At 38.2% G+C, this 18,023-nt stretch carries 11 protein-coding genes; 4 read left to right on the top strand and 7 right to left on the bottom strand.

Annotated elements, in window-relative coordinates:
• Positions 1-13: 13 nt before the first annotated feature.
• From mnmG to AB657_RS13025, 3 genes are read right to left on the bottom strand one after another with little or no spacing between them, the layout of a single operon-like run.
• Positions 14-1,882: a tRNA uridine-5-carboxymethylaminomethyl(34) synthesis enzyme MnmG gene (gene mnmG, locus AB657_RS13035; RefSeq protein ID WP_047246888.1), complete on the bottom strand. Its 1,869-nt coding sequence runs from the start codon at positions 1,880-1,882 to the stop codon at positions 14-16.
• 3 nt (positions 1,883-1,885) lie between these two features.
• Positions 1,886-2,308, bottom strand: a complete 423-nt coding sequence (gene ybeY / locus AB657_RS13030; protein WP_047246887.1) for an rRNA maturation RNase YbeY — start codon at positions 2,306-2,308, stop codon at positions 1,886-1,888.
• Positions 2,301-5,759, bottom strand: a complete 3,459-nt coding sequence (locus AB657_RS13025; RefSeq protein ID WP_047246886.1) for a DUF4175 family protein — start codon at positions 5,757-5,759, stop codon at positions 2,301-2,303. The genes ybeY and AB657_RS13025 overlap by 8 nt, the downstream gene beginning before the upstream one ends.
• Positions 5,760-5,933: 174 nt before the next feature.
• Between AB657_RS13025 and gltX the strand changes: the two genes are divergently transcribed.
• Positions 5,934-7,454: a glutamate--tRNA ligase gene (gltX, locus tag AB657_RS13020; protein ID WP_047246885.1), complete on the top strand. Its 1,521-nt coding sequence runs from the start codon at positions 5,934-5,936 to the stop codon at positions 7,452-7,454.
• A gap of 157 nt (positions 7,455-7,611) precedes the next feature.
• Here gltX and AB657_RS13015 read toward each other — a convergent pair whose 3' ends face one another.
• From AB657_RS13015 to AB657_RS13005, 3 genes are all read right to left on the bottom strand, one after another.
• Entirely contained in the window at positions 7,612-8,898 is a 1,287-nt protein-coding gene (locus AB657_RS13015) for an alkaline phosphatase family protein (RefSeq protein ID WP_047246884.1), read from the bottom strand.
• Positions 8,899-9,044: 146 nt separating this feature from the next.
• Complete coding sequence (locus AB657_RS13010) at positions 9,045-9,788, bottom strand: sulfite exporter TauE/SafE family protein (protein WP_047246883.1); 744 nt, start codon at positions 9,786-9,788, stop codon at positions 9,045-9,047.
• 146 nt (positions 9,789-9,934) lie between these two features.
• Positions 9,935-10,300: a DUF1801 domain-containing protein gene (locus AB657_RS13005; RefSeq protein WP_047246882.1), complete on the bottom strand. Its 366-nt coding sequence runs from the start codon at positions 10,298-10,300 to the stop codon at positions 9,935-9,937.
• A 222-nt stretch (positions 10,301-10,522) separates the two neighbouring features.
• Between AB657_RS13005 and AB657_RS12995 the strand changes: the two genes are divergently transcribed.
• Positions 10,523-11,461: an SPFH domain-containing protein gene (locus AB657_RS12995; RefSeq protein ID WP_047246880.1), complete on the top strand. Its 939-nt coding sequence runs from the start codon at positions 10,523-10,525 to the stop codon at positions 11,459-11,461.
• A gap of 301 nt (positions 11,462-11,762) precedes the next feature.
• Here the strand turns inward: AB657_RS12995 and AB657_RS12990 are convergent, their stop codons facing one another.
• On the bottom strand, positions 11,763-13,448 hold the full coding sequence (locus AB657_RS12990) for a glutamine--tRNA ligase/YqeY domain fusion protein (protein WP_047246879.1): 1,686 nt from the start codon (positions 13,446-13,448) through the stop codon (positions 11,763-11,765).
• A 220-nt stretch (positions 13,449-13,668) separates the two neighbouring features.
• On the opposite strand from AB657_RS12990, the gene AB657_RS12985 reads away from it, so the two are divergent.
• Together AB657_RS12985 and AB657_RS12980 are read left to right on the top strand one after the other, a co-directional pair.
• Positions 13,669-15,915, top strand: coding sequence for a T9SS type B sorting domain-containing protein (locus tag AB657_RS12985; protein ID WP_047246878.1), 2,247 nt, complete (start codon positions 13,669-13,671; stop codon positions 15,913-15,915).
• An 8-nt stretch (positions 15,916-15,923) separates the two neighbouring features.
• On the top strand, positions 15,924-18,011 hold the full coding sequence (locus AB657_RS12980) for a PorP/SprF family type IX secretion system membrane protein (RefSeq protein ID WP_047246877.1): 2,088 nt from the start codon (positions 15,924-15,926) through the stop codon (positions 18,009-18,011).
• The last annotated feature ends 12 nt before the right edge of the window (positions 18,012-18,023 follow it).

Here is an 18,023-nt window from a genome sequence, read left to right as displayed (position 1 = left end):
TGGAACAATATTTTTATCTACCTAAGTAAACTAATAGAACACTGATATCGCTTGGTGTTACGCCACTAATTCTTGAGGCTTGTGAAATGGTAACAGGTTGTATTGCTGTTAGTTTTTCTCGCGCCTCAAAGGAGAGTGATTTTAATTTGGTATAGTCAAAGTTTTCCGGAATTTTTACGGCCTCCAGTCTTTGTAATTTATCTGCATTTAGTTTTTCTTTTGCGATATATCCAGAATATTTGACCTGCACTTCTGTTTGTTCCAATACCTCGTTATCTAGATTATGCTCGTTTGCATAGTGGTTAACTTTTTCTAAAGTTAGCATGTGTTCCATGGTTACTTTAGGTCTGGAAAATAGTTTGAACATTTTATCCGATTGTTTTATCAGTGATGAATTAACGGATTCTAATATGGGGTTTATCTCATCTGGTAATACACTGGTTTCTTTAAAGAAATTTACGAAGGCACTTGATTTGGACAATTTTTCTTCCATACGTTGCATTCTTTCTTTTTTTGCTAAACCTATTTCAAAACCCTTAGGGGTTAATCTTAAATCGGCATTATCTTGTCTTAGCAGTGTTCTATATTCTGCCCTTGAGGTGAACATTCTATATGGCTCTTCTGTTCCTTTTGTAATTAAATCATCTATTAATACACCTATGTAGGCTTCATCTCTTGCAAGGGTAAAGGGTTCTTTTTCGTTTATTTTTAAATGAGCGTTTATACCTGCCATCAATCCTTGAGAAGCGGCTTCTTCATAACCGGTGGTGCCATTTATTTGTCCGGCAAAATAAAGGTTGTTAATGAGTTTTGTTTCTAAGGTGTGTTTTAATTGTGTTGGGGGAAAGTAGTCATACTCTATAGCATAACCAGGCCTAAAGAACTTCACATTCTCAAAACCTACTACAGACCTTAGTGCCTTAAATTGTATGTCTTCTGGTAATGAGGTGGAGAATCCATTGACGTACACTTCAACAGTATTCCATCCTTCTGGTTCAATAAACATTTGATGTGAATCTTTATCGGCGAACCTGTTGATCTTATCTTCAATAGATGGGCAATATCTTGGCCCTATACTTTTTATTCTTCCATTGAACATTGGAGATCTATCAAAACCTTCTCGTAGTATATCATGTACCAGTGCACTGGTATGGGTCATATGACAGTCTCTTTGTTCTTTTAAAATAGGAGTGTTTGTATATGAGAATTTATAAGGTTTGTCATCACCTGGCTGAACGATCATCTTAGAGTAATCTAGTGATCTTCCATCTACCCTTGGTGGTGTACCGGTTTTCATTCTTCCGCTATCAAAACCCAAACTTGTTAATTGTTCGGTTATTCCTGTTGCAGCTTTTTCTCCTGCTCTTCCTCCTCCAAATTGTTTTTCACCAATATGTATTAAACCGTTTAAGAAAGTTCCGTTAGTTAGTACAACAGACCTGCCTTTGATGTTTACTCCAAGGGATGTCTTTACCCCTACTACCGTATCTTTTTCTATCAGTAGTCCAGATACCATTTCTTGATAGAAGTCTACATTCGGAGTTCTTTCCAAAGCCAATCGCCATTCTTCAGCAAAGCGCATGCGATCACTTTGGGCCCTTGGACTCCACATGGCCGGTCCTTTAGATTTGTTTAGCATTTTAAATTGTATGGCCGACTTATCGGTAATAATACCGCTGTAACCACCCAGTGCATCTATCTCCCTTACTATTTGACCTTTTGCAATACCGCCCATTGCAGGGTTACAAGACATTTGCCCAATGGTTTGCAAATTCATGGTAACCAATAAAGTTTTGGAGCCCATATTAGCTGCGGCTGCGGCTGCTTCTGCACCTGCATGACCACCACCTACTACTATAACATCATAAATTTCTTCGAACATAACTTACTTGTGTTCCACGTGGAACATATTTATTTTTTCTTCTTCTTTTTTACGCATTTCTTTAATATCCTCTTTTTTCTTGTCCTTGTATCCCATTAAGTGAAGAATACCATGGGCCATTACCCGCAGCAATTCGTTCTCAAAAGATACATTAAAGCGGATACTGTTTTCTTTTACTCTTTCAACAGATATATAAATGTCTCCAGATAGAACTTTTCCGCTTGTATAGTCAAAAGTAATAATGTCGGTATAAGTATCGTGTTGAAGATATTGCTGGTTGATGTTCAATAAATATGCATCATCGCAAAAAATGTAATTAAGTTCACCCGAACTGTATTCTTCGCTTTTGCAAATTGAGTTTATCCAGCTGCTGTACTTATCCCTTTCTGATAGTGAAAAATCAGTTTCATAATGAAAATCAATCATTGCCTTTAAAATACGCTTTTACCTTGTTTTGGAAATTTTGGCGCAAAGGTAAGGCTTGTCTATTTAAAATTTCTACCTCATTTCGATAATTCTCTAATAATGAGGGTTTAGTAATTATGGGGTTACTAAAGTCTTTTTTGTTGGTATTACTTTCCCTTTCTTGCTTTCTGCCTTGTTTTAAAGCGGCATTTTCTAGCTTAAGCAGTTCGTATTGTATATTGTTGGCTTTGTTGATAGTGCGTTGGGTTATACCATTTTCTAATAAATCATTTTGAAAATCCTCCATTTGTTTCGCTAACTTCTCTCCCAATTTACGATCACCTTCATTGAGCATGTTTTTCAATTGCTTTTCGAGTTCTTGTCGTATACGTTGTTGTTCTTGATAGATTTCATAAATTTCTTGCAATTCAGATTCTGTCATGCCGCCTTCTCCACCACTGCTTCCATTTTTATTGTTTGTTTCTTGTTTGCCGTTTTTTCCTTCCCCATTTTGACCTTCTCCATTTTTTCCGGTATTTCCTTTTTGAGATTGCTTACCTTGATTACCTTTCCCTTCTCCTTTTTCTCCTTGGCCAGCTTTTCCTTCTCCCTTCTCGCCTTCGTTTCCTTGTTTTCCTTCACTTCCTTTTTGGCCCATTTTTTCACCTATAGATTCTTGTTGTTTTATAATATCGGGCAGTTGAAATCCTTGTTGGCCATCTCCTTTCCCTTTTCCCATTTGCATGCTTTGTTGCATATTTTCCAAAACGTTTGCCAAGAAATCCGCCAGACTGTTAGAGGCGGTCAATACATATTTCTGATATGATATACCTTGGTACATTTGACCGTCGGCCAAACTTTCCAATGATTTGTCTATGTTATAATATACCTCGGTAATTTGTTCGTTTACAAATTCTGATATTTCTGCCTGTCGTAAAGACAAAGCAAACAAGCTATCATCTACGTGCTCAAATAATCCTCTTAATTCTTGCTGGTTTCTTACGGTTTCAGAATATTTTGATATTTCTCCCCTTTCCTGTTCACTTAGTATGTCATATAAGTTTTCTTGTTTGAACGAGAAGATTATTAGGTTGTCTAGAATTTGTCGTAACATTTCTGCATCTTCCGCAACGGATGAACCTCCACTTGCTCCTGCAGAACTTTCACTGAGTTCTTCACTCATTTTTTTCATTTTGTCCGCGGCTGATTTCTGACTTTTCTTTGTCTGTGAAGCAGATTTCTCCATTTCTTGTTGACTCTGTTGCTTGGCCGAATTTTGATAGTTTTTAAGTTCTTCTGTTGCCTTTTCTTGATCTTCTTCTATACCTTGTTTTTTGTTATTGTCAATCTTAAGTTCTATAGGTTTCTTGAGTTCTTTATTGTCTTTTTTAAGCTCATCCAGTTTGTTGCTTATTTCCTTAAATTCTTCGTTCAACTTTTCCTGCGCTTTTTCTGAATTGTTTTCGCCCATATTTTCTTCGGACAGTTTTTCTTGTTTTTCAGAAAGTTTTTCTAATTCAGTGGCTAGTTGTGATGCCTTTTCTGTTACATAATACCGTTTGGTCAGTTCTACCAATTGTTCCAGGCTTCTTTGTGAATTTTGTTGTTTTTTACCGAGCTCCTCTAATCGTTGACTTAGCTCTTCCTTGTTTATTTTCTCTGCTATTTTGTTAAGCTCTTCTATCAGTTTTTGGTTTTTCTTTGCTTCTATCTCTTGTCTCTCAAGGCGCTCTTGAAGTAATTTGTTCAGCTGGTTATCGGTATCGTTTTTTTCAAGATTTTCTTTTAATTCTTTACTGAACTTTTGCATCAGTTCTTCTTGCTGTTCCTGTTTTTTAAGAAAGTCCTTTACTTGGTTTTTATCGTTATAGTTTAGTGTGCTTTTTTCTTTTTGCAGTTCATTTATTTCTTTAAGAGCCTCTCTTTGCTGAGCCGCTTTTTCCAACGATTTATCAAAATTCTTTATTAAGGTCTGTTGTTGTCGTAAATCATTGTTTTTCAGTTTGTTATCGTCTAATATTTGATGGTTAAATACTTGACTTTTAACCGATTTTCCTTTGTGTATGTCATCGTTATCGGTTACTAAGAAGTAAAAGGAATATTGTTTGTTCTCTTCAAGGTTTAATCCAGAGGGAAACGTATAATAAAAGCGGCTAAAACTTTCTTTTGGCGAAATGAGGTTAACCACTTTTTTATCATCCGAATTGTCGTTGCTATAATATACCAAATCTATTTTTTGTAATCCATAGTCATCGGCTGCTTCACCCGAATAGTAAGAGACATTGGGGTTTAGGGTATCTATGACCTGTACAACCTTTACCGTTGGGTATGCGTCTTTTATAATCTGAAAAGAATAGTCTAGTTTTTCATAAGCTCTTATCTCTGCATTAGACGTGGTCAGTTGATATCTTAAATTAGAGTATATTCTTTTTGAAAGTTCAAATTCATTTTCATTTTTAGAAAACAGCAAGCTTGTATCTTTACTTATTAAATTAATTTCTTCGGTGTCTTCTCCCCTAATACGCCACGTAACCTTTGTGCCTTCTGGTATTATGGCGTTACCCGTACTTTTTAATGTTTCAGATGGTTTGTTTAGATACTTCGGATACTCTAATACAAGATTAAAGTTGGTAATTGCCGGTGCTTTTAGCGAGGTTAATGAGTATTCTCTAGACCATACCTCGTTGCCCTTGAATCTAAATGTAGTGGAGTGTATAGGTGGCGAAAGGGTATATTGATAGATTCCATTTTCTTCTTGTAGCAATATTTCCTTGTCGTCCAATACAACATAGACGTTTTCTGGGCGTATATTGCCAGTGGTAGAGACTTTAAAAGTAAAAGGTTCGCTTTCGATAACCTTTAAATCGGATGCTAACAATTTAAATTGAAAAGGGGCCGGCGGCTCATAGGCCATATCAAAATTGACCACTCTTTCGTAAGAACCAAAAAAAGAGGACCAATTTCCCGAAATCCACAAAACTCCTATGACCAATATGGGTATTATCGTGTATTTTAAATATTTATAGGCATCTTTAAAAGTAATGGCATTGCTAAACGGAATGGTTTTTAATTGCTGCGAACGCTGGTCTATACTGGCCAGTAACAATTCTGATTTGGTAGTACTGTCGGCAAGATCTAAAAGATTATATAGTTTATCCCCCACTTCGGGAAAATGCTTGCCTATCATTAAGGCAGCATCTTTGGTAGAAATCCCCTTTTTAAATTTAAATAGATAGAACAGCGGGGTTAAAATATATTTAAAAAGTAGAAATAGCTCCACCCCCACAAAGAACAATAACAGCATCAACCTTCCGGTTGAATTTAGCCAAAGAGTGTATTCTATAGCCAAGACAATTAAAAAAAACAAAAGGCCCAATGCTACAAATAAAATAATTCCCTTTACAAGTTCTTGGGTATAATGCTTTCGGATAAACTCGTTGAGTTTTTCTAATATGTTGTTGTAAGACTGCAAATTGTGTTTTTTATACCAAGATAACAGTAATTCGATTTTTCGATCAGAAAAAACTGTTAAAACGGTATTTTAGGCCACCCCTCGTCCATTATAGAACGATAGACGAAATAAAATTTATCTTTAATACTTTTCGTCAATCTTTTTAGCATACAGTGCTTTTTATACCTTTGCGGCATGACAAAAAAAGTTCGTGTTAGGTTTGCGCCCAGTCCTACTGGGCCATTGCATATAGGAGGGGTCAGAACCGCTCTTTTTAATTATCTATTTGCCAAAAAAAATGGCGGGGATTTTATTCTTCGAATAGAGGATACAGACCAAAATAGGTTTGTAGAAGGTGCGGAAGAATACATTATCGAGGCTCTTAATTGGTGCGGAATTAGATGTGATGAAGGTCCGTCCGCATCCGCAGCTACCGCTGATCAAGGAAAATATGGCCCTTACAGACAAAGCGAACGCAAAGATCTGTACAGAAAATATGCCGAAGAGCTTGTGGCAAAAGGAAAAGCCTATTATGCTTTTGATACTTCCGAGCGTTTAGATTATCACAGAAAAGACCATGAGGCCAAGGGTAAAACGTTTATATATAATTGGCACAACCGATTAAAGTTGGACAATTCTTTGTCGATGAGCCCCGAAGACCTGAAAAAAAGATTGGATTCGGGAGACGACTATGTAATTAGATTCTTAACGCCACCGGACGAAAAGTTACACCTGAAAGATATTGTGAGGGGCGATATAGAAATTGACACCAATATTTTGGATGATAAAGTCTTGTTCAAAAGTGATGGTATGCCCACTTACCACTTGGCCAACATTGTAGATGACCACCTTATGGAAATCACACATGTAATTCGTGGTGAAGAGTGGTTGCCTTCATTGGCCCTGCACAAAGAGCTATATGATGCTTTTGGTTGGGAAGCACCAGCATTTGCCCACCTACCACTGATAATGAAACCTGTTGGAAAGGGAAAACTGAGCAAGAGAGATGGTGAAAAAGGAGGGTTTCCTGTTTTTCCGCTATCGTGGAAAGAATCTGAAGGATATAGGGAAGCAGGATATTTTCCTGAGGCGGTTGTTAACTTTTTGGCTCTTTTGGGATGGAACCCTGGAACCGAACAAGAGATTTTTTCTATGCAAGAATTGATAGAAAGCTTTTCTCTTGAACGGGTGAACAAATCGGGAGCTAGATTCGACCCAGATAAGACCAAATGGTATAATCAACAATACATGCATCAAAAGGAAGATGGTACATTGGCAACTTCCTTTATACAAGAGTTAAAAAACAAGGGAATAGATTTTATTTCAGAGGACTACGTTAAAAAGGTTGTGGGCCTCGTAAAAGAACGCGCCACATTTATAGCTGATTTCTGGAATTTAAGCGATTATTTCTTTATTGCACCAAAGGAGTACAACGAAAAGGCCGCCAAAAAGCAATGGAAAGAAGGCACTTCGCAGATCATGCAAGATTTGGTAAATGTACTGGAGCCGATTTCTGATTTTTCTTCTGAAAACGTAGAAACCATCGTTAAAGAGTGGATATCTGAACAAGAACTGTCTTTTGGCAAGGTAATGCCTCCATTAAGATTAGTTTTGGTCGGCGACATGAAGGGGCCGCATATTTTCGATATCATAAGCATGATCGGTAAGGAAGAGAGTGTAAATCGAATTAAAAACGCCATTTTAGCTCTAGGCTAAAATGGCGTTTATTCATAAAAGCTATAAATTTTCTTTTAAGCGGTTTTAGGCGTCTTTATGGCGGGTTGTGTGTTGTATCTTCCCCGCCCCCTAAACGGCCTATTCTTTGTGCACAATGCATTTTTTCGCTAATAGCGTCAAGTTGTAGCTGTTCTTTTTATTTATCCTTTAGAACGCCTTGTACGGCCCTTAAATTACCATCGACGTCGGCAGGTAAGTCCAGGTCTAATATTTCGCATATCAAAGGATAAATATGAATGTTCTTGGTGGGCGGAATGGTATGACCGTTTTTAAAAGCAGGGCCATTGGCATAAAAAATACCGTGCATTTCTTTATATGTTGGATCGTACCCATGTACACCATAAGAAGTTTGAGGTTTTTTCTTCTTAGCTGCGATAGCTTCTTTCGAAGAAAAATAATAGCCGAAATCGGGAATAACCTGAATAGAACCCCAGTCCTCGTTTTTCGGTGTATATTCGAAACCAGGGGTCTCTTCTGTTTTATATACCTTAAAATGGTTTTCTTTTTGTTTTAAGGAAGCAACGATTTCATTTGTTTGGCTTTTATCCTTGGGAAGTATAAACACAATGGCCCCGTTGTCTATGGTAGTATAGAGGTCATCGTTTTTAATGTCTTCAACGGCAATATAATGGTCCTTATTCACATTGGCCATACCGTGGTCAGAGACTATCAATATGTTCACGGGAAGCCCTGTGGCATTTACCCCATTATAAAGGTCACTGAGGTTTTTGTCCAGTGTCATAAGTGTTTCTTTGAGTTTTTCATCGGCATTGGGGCCAAAACGGTGTCCGGTATCGTCCATGTCAGAGAAATAGAGCGTAATCAGGTGGGGTCTTTCTTTTGGCGGTAGATCCAACCATTTCAATGCCTGTTGTACACGGGCTTCGTTTTTTATGCTTCCGTCATACTTTCGGTAATAGGTAGGTTTTATACCCTGTATGTTGGCTTCTGTTCCAACAAAGAAGTAGCTGGCAGTGACCATTCCGGCACGTGAGGCTTGCACCCAAATAGGGGTTCCACCATAAAACTCACCATCTTCCACCATTTTACGGTCTCGGATCCTATACATCTGCTTCTTTTTATGGCTATAGAAGGTATTTGAGATAAGACCATGGTTTTCTGGATACATACCAGTGGCAATAGTATAATGGTTGGGAAAAGTTTTTGAAGGAAAAGAAGGTATCAGAGACTCGGCCTTTACCCCGGTTTTTATAAAGTTACTTAAAAAAGGAGGATTAAACCGGTCTACATAATCCCAACGGAAGCCATCCAAAGAAATTAAGATAACATAAGGTTTTTGTAAGGTAGTTTCAGAATTAATGGAGGTAACGGATGACCGAATGTTAGATGTTGATTTGCAAGAAGATAAAATAAGGGTGATGGCCATAAAAACCAACACAAAAATACCATGCTGTTTTCTCATTGGTAAGATTTTTCGAGTATTTAAAATTTATAAAATGAACATCAATAGATAAATGAATAAATATAGGAAAACCATTTACTTAATACCTGTAGGTCTATAATTAATCAGTGATAAATTTTTAGAAAAATTTTAGCGGAGAACTATAATCAATAATCCAGGTTGCCCAATACATTTATAAGGGTTACAAGGCCTATTAGCAAAATGAGGACCAAAGATATTTTCTTAAACTTGTCTTGTGGTATGTAGTGTAAAATTCGTTTGCCCAGATAAGTACCAAGAATACCGATACCTAAAAGAAAAGGGATGTAGATAAGGTGCTCCGTTGTTATATACCCGTTGTTGAAGTAGACGAACGTACGTGTAAAATCTATAAAGAAATCTATAAAGGCCGAAGTGGCAATAAAGACACTTTTTTCTAGATTAAAGGCGGCCATTGTTAATCCTCGGATGGCTCCTCCGGTACCTAGAAGACCTGCTGAAAAACCGGAAAGAGCACCGCCCGTAATGGCATTTTTCTTGTTGGGCGCAATTATCAAATCTTTTTTTATCAGAAAAAGAAGGCTTAGGCCAACCAAGAACAGGGCGAGAACAATTTCTAAATAAGTGCCGTCCACCAGTTTTGTTAAGAGGCCTCCTACAATTACGAATATTACCGAAGGAACCCCTATGTTAACCAAAAGCTTTTTGTCCAACCCTTTTTTGAACAATAGAATTTTACTCATATTACTGGCCAAGTGAAACAAGGCCGTTAGCCCTAGGACATAATGGAAGTCGAAATAGAAATTGCCAATGGGCACAAAAAACACGGAAGACCCGAAACCTCCAATGGTACCAATGATCTCGGCAAGTAGGGCCAAAATCAAAAATATGTAGTTTAATTTATCCATCATTAAAGGTTGCGGCCATTGTAATACTAAAGTACTGTTTTATTAATGGAAACGATGTAATTGACCGTAATTTCAGATCACCACTTTTCTTTTGTACAAATTGGTATAATTTTTTGTCTTTCTGATATAGAAAGTGTTAAATCGCACACCTATGATTTAACAGTACCCGAAGTGTATAACCTTATGGTCTTGAAAAATAAAGATTCAAGGGTTTTCATAGGTAAATCTTTATTGGGGTCTAGTCTAAAAATTTTCATTTTAGACCTGTTTCCTGCTTCTAGCTTTGTATGTTCTATATGTTTGCCATCAACAAACAGAATGTAAGGTTCGTTGGTTTTTTTGTCTATCCAGAGATAGCAAAAGGCCTTTTTCTTGAAACAAAAGCAGGGCATGCCGTATTTTTTTGTTTCACTGATATTAGAATTCATCTTTATAATCATAGACCTTATAGCAAGCAAACAACTTCTATTGGGTTCCGCTTGATTTAAATAGAACGCTTCATCATTAGGTTTCATACCAAAAGGTTTTTAAAGACATAAGGCTGAATAAACCAGTGTTTTTAAAGGCAGCTGTAACGTTATCATGCTTCAAGGCCTTTTCGTTAAAAGTAAGTAAATAATGTACACCTATGGACTGTGGGGTGAAAGCCTTATTAAGGAGGTGTAACAAATAACGGCGAAACACTACATATATAGAAACGATTTTGTACATTGAATCAATAACTTAAATACTTTATTATGGGTGGATTTATTTGGATTCCGATTTTTATCTTTTTAGGACTGGTGCTGTTGTCCTTTGTTTTTATCGTAAAGCAACAAACAGCTGCGATTATTGAAACTTTTGGTAGGTTTAGTAGTATTAGGCATTCAGGACTTCAATTTAAAATACCTTTTGTGCAACGGATCGCCGGGAGGTTGAGCTTAAAAATTCAACAATTGGATGTTATAATCGAAACCAAAACATTGGACGATGTTTTTGTTCGCCTTAAGGTATCTGTTCAGTATAAGGTTATTAAAGAAAAAGTGTATGACGCTTTTTACAAATTGGATTATCCGCATGATCAGATTACCTCATATGTATTCGATGTGGTAAGGGCCGAGGTACCAAAAATGAAGCTGGACGATGTTTTTGTAAAGAAAGACGATATAGCGTTGGCAGTAAAAGCAGAATTGAACGACGCAATGCTCGATTATGGATTTGATATCATTAAGACCCTTGTTACAGATATCGACCCCGATGCACAGGTAAAAGCGGCCATGAATAGAATTAATGCTTCTGAGAGAGAAAAAATTGCCGCTCAGTTCGAGGGAGATGCGGCACGTATTCTGATTGTAGAAAAAGCAAAGGCGGAAGCTGAAAGTAAGAGATTACAAGGGCAAGGTATTGCGGATCAACGTAGGGAGATTGCCCGTGGATTGGAAGAATCTGTGGAAGTACTCAATAAAGTTGGCATCAACTCACAAGAGGCCTCGGCGCTGATCGTGGTAACCCAACATTATGATACCCTGCAAAGCATAGGGGAAGAAACCAACACCAACCTTATACTTTTGCCTAATTCACCCCAGGCAGGCAGTGATATGTTAAACAATATGGTCGCATCTTTTACGGCCAGCAATATGATCGGTGAACAGATGAAAAAATCGAGTGGAAAAAAGACAACGGACAAAAAAGAATAATTGGTATAATTTAAACGGATAATTTTCTAAACACTCAACTATTGCAACCTGAAGGCTCGCGGTTTTTAAAACGCGAGCCTTTTTGTTTTGAAAATAGGGTCTATGAGTGTAAATCGAAAGAAAACACCCGTCAAGGTTTTTTCTAGCACAAGAATATACCAACAGGTCTAACTTTGGAAAACCGCGCTTAAAACGCTTTTAAAAAGGCGAAACAGAATTGACTAAGACAATAGACAACGGCTTTACCCATAGATATTGTTTATTTCAAAAAATGGCAATGGCAGCGCTGTTCAAAAGGGCTTTAATTCTTTTGTTGAATCTTGGCCCAAGAATCGCGAAGACCTACAGTTCTGTTGAAAACCAATTTGTCTGAAGAGGAATCCTTGTCTACACAAAAATACCCGATACGCTGAAACTGGAAACGCTCACCAACAGAGGCACTTTTTAAACTCGGCTCTACATAACCGGTAATCGTTTTTAGAGAGTCCGGGTTAATAAAATCCATAAAGTCTTTATCCTTATGGGTATCCGGACTTTCGTCGGTAAACAAACGATCGTATAACCTTACTTCTGCCGCAACGGCATGTTTTATAGAAACCCAATGTAGGGTGCCCTTTACACGGCGTAGACTTTCTGGCGTGCCGCTTCCACTCTTACTTTTGGGGTCGTAGGTACACTGAACCTCAACAATATCCCCTTCGGTATTTTTTGTACAACTCTCGGCCTTAATAATATAACCGTTCTTAAGCCGGACTTCTCCCCCTAATTTTAGACGAAAGAATTTTTTGTTCGCTTCTTCCTTAAAATCGGCTTTTTCTATATACAGTTCTTTAGAAAATGGAACTTGTCTAGAACCCAAAGATTCATCTTCGGGACTGTTCTCGGCCTCTAACCATTCCTCTTGTCCTTCTGGATAATTGGTGATGACCAACTTTAATGGATCTAAAACCCCCATAACCCTTGGGGTAATTTTATTTAGGTGTTCGCGTACATGAAATTCCAACAGCGAAACATCTATTAAGTTATCCCTTTTAGCGATACCAATGGTATCTACAAAGTTACGGATAGATTCTGGGGTATATCCTCTTCTTCTTAATCCAGAAATGGTGGGCATACGTGGGTCGTCCCATCCATTAACTATGTTTTGTTCTACCAATTGGGCCAGTTTTCGCTTGCTTACAACGGTATGGCTCAAATTTCTTCTAGCGAATTCACGTTGTTTAGGTCTTAACTTATCGGGTGAGGTAACTTGATCTAAAAACCAGTCATATAATTCTCTATGTGGCAAAAATTCTAACGTACAAAGCGAATGCGAAACCTGTTCTATATAGTCACTTTCACCGTGTGTCCAGTCGTACATCGGATAAATACACCAATCGGTATTTGTTCTGTGATGTGCTTTATGAAGAATTCGGTACATAATGGGATCACGCATTAACATGTTGGTAGAAGCCATATCTATTTTGGCGCGCAATACATGGGTGCCTTCTTTATATTCACCATTTTTCATTCCTTCAAAGAGCGATAGGTTTTCTTCGACAGATCTATTTCTAAAGGGACTATCTACACCGGGTTCTGTCGGTGTTCCTTTTTGGGCGGCCATTTCTTCTGAAGTCTGGCTATCTACATAGGCCTTGCCATCCTTTATTAGCTGTACGGCCCAATCATATAATTGTTGAAAATAGTCAGAAGCATACCGTTCGGTATCCCACTTAAAGCCCAACCAAGTTACATCCTGTTTAATCGCATCGACGAACTCTTGTTCTTCCTTTGCAGGATTGGTGTCATCGAACCTAAGGTTTACCGGGGCATCATAACGTAAACCTAGCCCAAAATTCAAGCAGATGGAACTTGCATGCCCTATGTGCAAATAGCCATTTGGTTCTGGCGGAAACCTAAAACGCAAATCATTTTTTGAATACCCGTTACTTAGGTCTTCTTCTATAATTTGCTCTATAAAATTTAAAGACTTCGATGTCTCGCTCATAGTTTGATTTTTGAAGCTACAAAAGTAGCAAAATTGGCTTAATACCTTGAATTAAAATGTGCTCACACTGCATTAAATCACTTTCACAACATTTTTAAACTTGCCTACAACAATAAATTCAGTGCCCCCGTTATATATGACATATTTGTTTTGAGTACTAGGTTTTAATGAATCGACCTTCAACATTCATAAACATAGGGGCCCAAAACTACACATCACTATGAAAAATTTTTACAAATCTTACATCTTAACCGTAACCTTTATGTTGATTGGCTTCCTACAGCTATCAGCACAAGCAATTGTAATTAACGCACCACAACCGGCAGATAATCCTAATTTGGCCGGTAATTCACCATGGACTGCCATTTGTGCAGGTAATTCTGGTTTTAACGAGTACTTTGTAAATATCACATGGGCGGGTACCGCCAATGCTGGTAACAAGTTTATTCTTGAACTATCGGATGCGGATGGAAATTTTGATTCGCCTACCGAATTGGCAACTATTACCGATAAGAACACCAACAACGATTTTGACGTTAGCTTTTCTATATCTACCACTACAAGGGGCAATGGATATAAAATGCGCGTTAGAAGTACCGACCCGGAAAAGATAGGTGCAGAGTCCGATGCATACAATATGTACTATATGGACGTTACCTCCAACTTGAACATAAGTGAACTTGGAGACGGGGTACCCCCGGGCAGCGTATGTTCTATGGATCCGATTACCTTGCAGGTAGACAACATAGAGAATCCAGAAACCTATCAGTATATTTGGTATAAAAGCGGAACGCTTCTTTCTGGGGAAACAGGACATACGTTAACGGTTTCCGAAAGCGGAATGTACAGCGCCTTTATTGATTATGGACCCGTTTGTACAGGTTCTGGTAATACAGATTCTAATATAGTGGACGTAACTATTGGGGGTGCCGGTTCTGGTATTGCTATAAATACGCCTACGAAAACAGCTCTTTGTAATACTGATACCGAAACACTTTCAATTGATACTACTGATTCTTCATGGAGTTATCAGTGGTATAAAGATGGTACTGCCATTTCGGGCGCCACTTCCACTTCGTATACGATAAATGCTTCAAATACAGGTTTTGAAGGCGATTATGCAGTGGAAATATCTGGAAGTGGTATTTGTACCGAACGGTCCGAACCCGTAACAATTACAAATGCGGATGCCTTCACCGTAACAAGAAACAATGCGGAGAATGTTGTGGTATTGCCATCACAATCTCAAGTGCTCTCTGTTTCCACAACTGCCGTGAACCCTACTTATAAATGGTTTAGAAACGGAGTGGAAATTTCCGGTGAGACCAGTAATTCACTTAGTATTACCCAAGAAGGGGAATATTATGCGCAAGTATCACAAACAGGTGGTAGCTGTGCGGTTACCAGTAAAAATTCTGAAACTACTACAGCGGTATTGCCCGATTCGTTTGAGATAGTATTGGATTATGCCGATAGTTATACGGCTTGTCAAACGACCAATATTGTCTTAGAGGTAAATACGGTGAACGCCATTACTACCGATGGGACAAAAACGGATGTAACAGCCGATCTAATAGACGCCTTTACCTACCAATGGAAAAAGAACGGTACGGACATCGCTGGCCAGAACGGAAAATCAATAAGCTTGGCTTCCAATTCAGAGAACGGGGATTATAGCGTTAATGCATCGATCGACTCTTACAACGAAACATCTAATACCTTAACAGTACAATTATTAACGAGTGAAACAGTTACTATAAGTAGTACCAGTACTGTTTACTGTAGTGCTAGTGATCAAGTTTCTATTACGGCATCTCTTGATCTGTCTTCTGAAAGTTTTCAATGGCAGCTAGATGGAAGTACTGTAAGTACCACAGATGAAACATTGATTGCCACGGGCCCAGGAACATACCGATTGGTTTTAGATAAGGATGGTTGTGATTTGGTTTCTAACGAAATAGTCGTTACTACCCTAGATGAAAACTTGATAACATTAGATCCTGCCGGGGAAATAATTATACCGGAAGGCACTTCCAAAACGGTGGTTGCCACTGGTGGTACGGCCTATAGTTGGATGGATCCAAATAATGTGGAAATAAGCACTTCTGATAGTGCAACGGTGACAGAACCAGGAATTTATACCTTAATTGCAAATATTGATAATTGTGAAGTAGTTAAACAATTCGAAGTATCCATTTTGGACACCTTTAAAGTGCCCAATGTTATCACTGTAAACGGTGATGGGATAAACGATCAGTGGATCATCCCCAACTCTTATTCTAACAAAGCGGATGTAAACGTTATCATCTATAACGAGAATGGGGAAGAGATTTTAAATGTATTTGATTATAAGAATAATTGGCCGCAATCGTCGACGGCATTTACCAAACAAAACATGGTGTTCTATTATAAAATAAGGAACGCCAGTGAAGTGCTGAAACAAGGCACGATCACAGTAATACGCTAAAATTAACAATGCTACCTAAAAAACGTATATTATTCATTTTTGTTCTAGTTCTACTTGGGCTTACAAAAGCACGAGCTCAGGACGATAACCCGTATTTTGGTTATGAGGTACCATCTCAAAACCTTCTGAAGTACAATAGGTTTTTGATCAACCCAACGTTTTCGACCGTAAGGGAAGATAAATCATACATTAATCTATTGCACAGAAACCAATCGGTAGAATTTGATGATAACAATCAAAACTACTTTTTAAGCTATAGTGGTCGTATTAGTGATCGCACGGGATTGGGACTAAGTTTGTATACGCAAAGATTAGGGGCATTGAGCAATTATGGCGTGTTGGCGAATTATGCGTATGGTATAAAATTAAGTGATAAAAGTAACTTTACCTTTGGTGCCAACATTTCTTACTACAATAGTGGTTTTGACGAAAGTAGGGCTACCACGGTAGAAGAAGACCCATTCTTAGCAGGGTTCCAAGACCAGAATCTTTTATCGTTTCAACCTGGTTTCAACTTGTCATATGGCAACTTTGATATTGGGGTCTTTGCTGAAAACCTATTTGATTATAATCTAAAGACAAGTGAATCCTTAACTGAATTTGCCGATAAGACATATTCCGGCCACTTACAATATACCCATCAGTTTAATAAGTCTTCTGGCATTTTAGAATCCGGTAGATTAATGCCTCTGGCACGTGTAAGAATGGACGGTGAGGATGATAAAGTAACCCTTGGTGGTAGTTTAATTCTAGACTTGCCCAAGCTTGGCTGGGTACAGGCAGGATATGATAGTTTTTATGGTGCCTCTGCAGGTGTCGGGTTTAACCTTAACCAAAGAATTTCTTTGGGGTATACCATGGAAAAAGGCTTGTCCAACAACTTTGATACTTTTGGGCTGACCCATGAGATTTCTTTTGCATACTCCTTTACACCAAACCTTACGGAAGACAGGGTGATGCTAGAAGACGATACCGACGACTTGGTACAAAATGAGTTGGAGCCCAAAGATGTAACTACCAATGAGGAAATTGAGGAGCTAAAAAGAAAATTGGCGGAGAACGATGCCATTATCGAGGAGTTGATGTTTAGGCAAGACTCCTTGGAAATGAACAGACAGGCAGATTTGGAACGTAGGTTCAATATGGTTATGAGAATGGTTCGTAACGAAACCAAGGGAGAACGCCCAGACCTTGAAAAAAGAGCGGAACAGATATTCCGTGGCAACAACAGTACACCACAGACAGATGTGGCCAGTACACGTAATGTGAGCAATGATGGCGGTGGAGCAACAGCGACTGCTGTAAGCAACCAAAATCAGGTTAAGAAGGATGCTGTTCCCAACACTTCTGTGGCGCAAAATACTCCTAAAAGAAACGTTCAAAAATCAAAACCAAGTACTACTGTAGTACAGGACAAGATTACAACTAGAAAATTTAAGGATTTACCGGATGTTACAGATGGCTATTATGTAGTAGCCAATGTGTACAAGGGAACCCAATACTTGGACAAGTTTTTAAACCAATTGGAATCTAAAGGAATTAATGCCAATTATATAGACAATCCCAACAATGGTTTAAAGTATGTATATCTAGATCGTTACGATACATGGGAGGAGGCTGTTGAGGCCCATAAGAACAATATGGACGGTGCCTATACGGGAAAAACATGGATTATGAACGTGGAGAACCGTTATACCAATGAAGCATATGCCGATAATGTGAACAAGCTAAAAGAGAAGGCTTCAAAGTACGATACCGAAACATTGCGTAAAAACGTTATTGCCAAAGATAACCTGGCCAATAACGGTGTTGAACCCAAAAATTATAGAATAGAAGGTATCGGGGCCGGTTATTACATTATTGCAAATGTATTTGCCAACCCTAAAAATGCCAATCGCTTTGTGGATCTGTTAAACTCTTATGGGCTTAGTGCAAGCTATTTTATCAACCCAGAAAATAACTATAGGTATGTTTACCTAAAACGACACGACTCTTGGAGCAACGCCCTTATTTCCTATTACTCTAAACTCAATAATGCCTATGATGATAAGATGTGGATTATGAGGGTCGCAAACCATGAGCGGCAAGTAACATAATTACTATATTTA

This window comes from Maribacter thermophilus, from assembly GCF_001020565.1.
Classification (GTDB): Bacteria; Bacteroidota; Bacteroidia; order Flavobacteriales; family Flavobacteriaceae; genus Maribacter; species Maribacter thermophilus.
Note: the sequence above shows the minus strand (reverse complement) of the source record. Positions and strands in the feature narration are given on the sequence as shown.

Excerpts from the sequence above, each read along its gene's own strand:
- AB657_RS12985 (WP_047246878.1), top strand. The coding sequence starts at position 13,669 with ATGAAAAATTTTTACAAATCTTACATCTTAACCGTAACCTTTATGTTG.
- AB657_RS13015 (WP_047246884.1), bottom strand. The coding sequence starts at position 8,898 with ATGAGAAAACAGCATGGTATTTTTGTGTTGGTTTTTATGGCCATCACC.
- AB657_RS12980 (WP_047246877.1), top strand. The coding sequence starts at position 15,924 with ATGCTACCTAAAAAACGTATATTATTCATTTTTGTTCTAGTTCTACTT.
- ybeY (WP_047246887.1), bottom strand. The coding sequence starts at position 2,308 with ATGATTGATTTTCATTATGAAACTGATTTTTCACTATCAGAAAGGGAT.
- AB657_RS13005 (WP_047246882.1), bottom strand. The coding sequence starts at position 10,300 with ATGAAACCTAATGATGAAGCGTTCTATTTAAATCAAGCGGAACCCAAT.
- mnmG (WP_047246888.1), bottom strand. The coding sequence starts at position 1,882 with ATGTTCGAAGAAATTTATGATGTTATAGTAGTAGGTGGTGGTCATGCA.
- AB657_RS12995 (WP_047246880.1), top strand. The coding sequence starts at position 10,523 with ATGGGTGGATTTATTTGGATTCCGATTTTTATCTTTTTAGGACTGGTG.
- AB657_RS13010 (WP_047246883.1), bottom strand. The coding sequence starts at position 9,788 with ATGATGGATAAATTAAACTACATATTTTTGATTTTGGCCCTACTTGCC.
- AB657_RS12990 (WP_047246879.1), bottom strand. The coding sequence starts at position 13,448 with ATGAGCGAGACATCGAAGTCTTTAAATTTTATAGAGCAAATTATAGAA.
- gltX (WP_047246885.1), top strand. The coding sequence starts at position 5,934 with ATGACAAAAAAAGTTCGTGTTAGGTTTGCGCCCAGTCCTACTGGGCCA.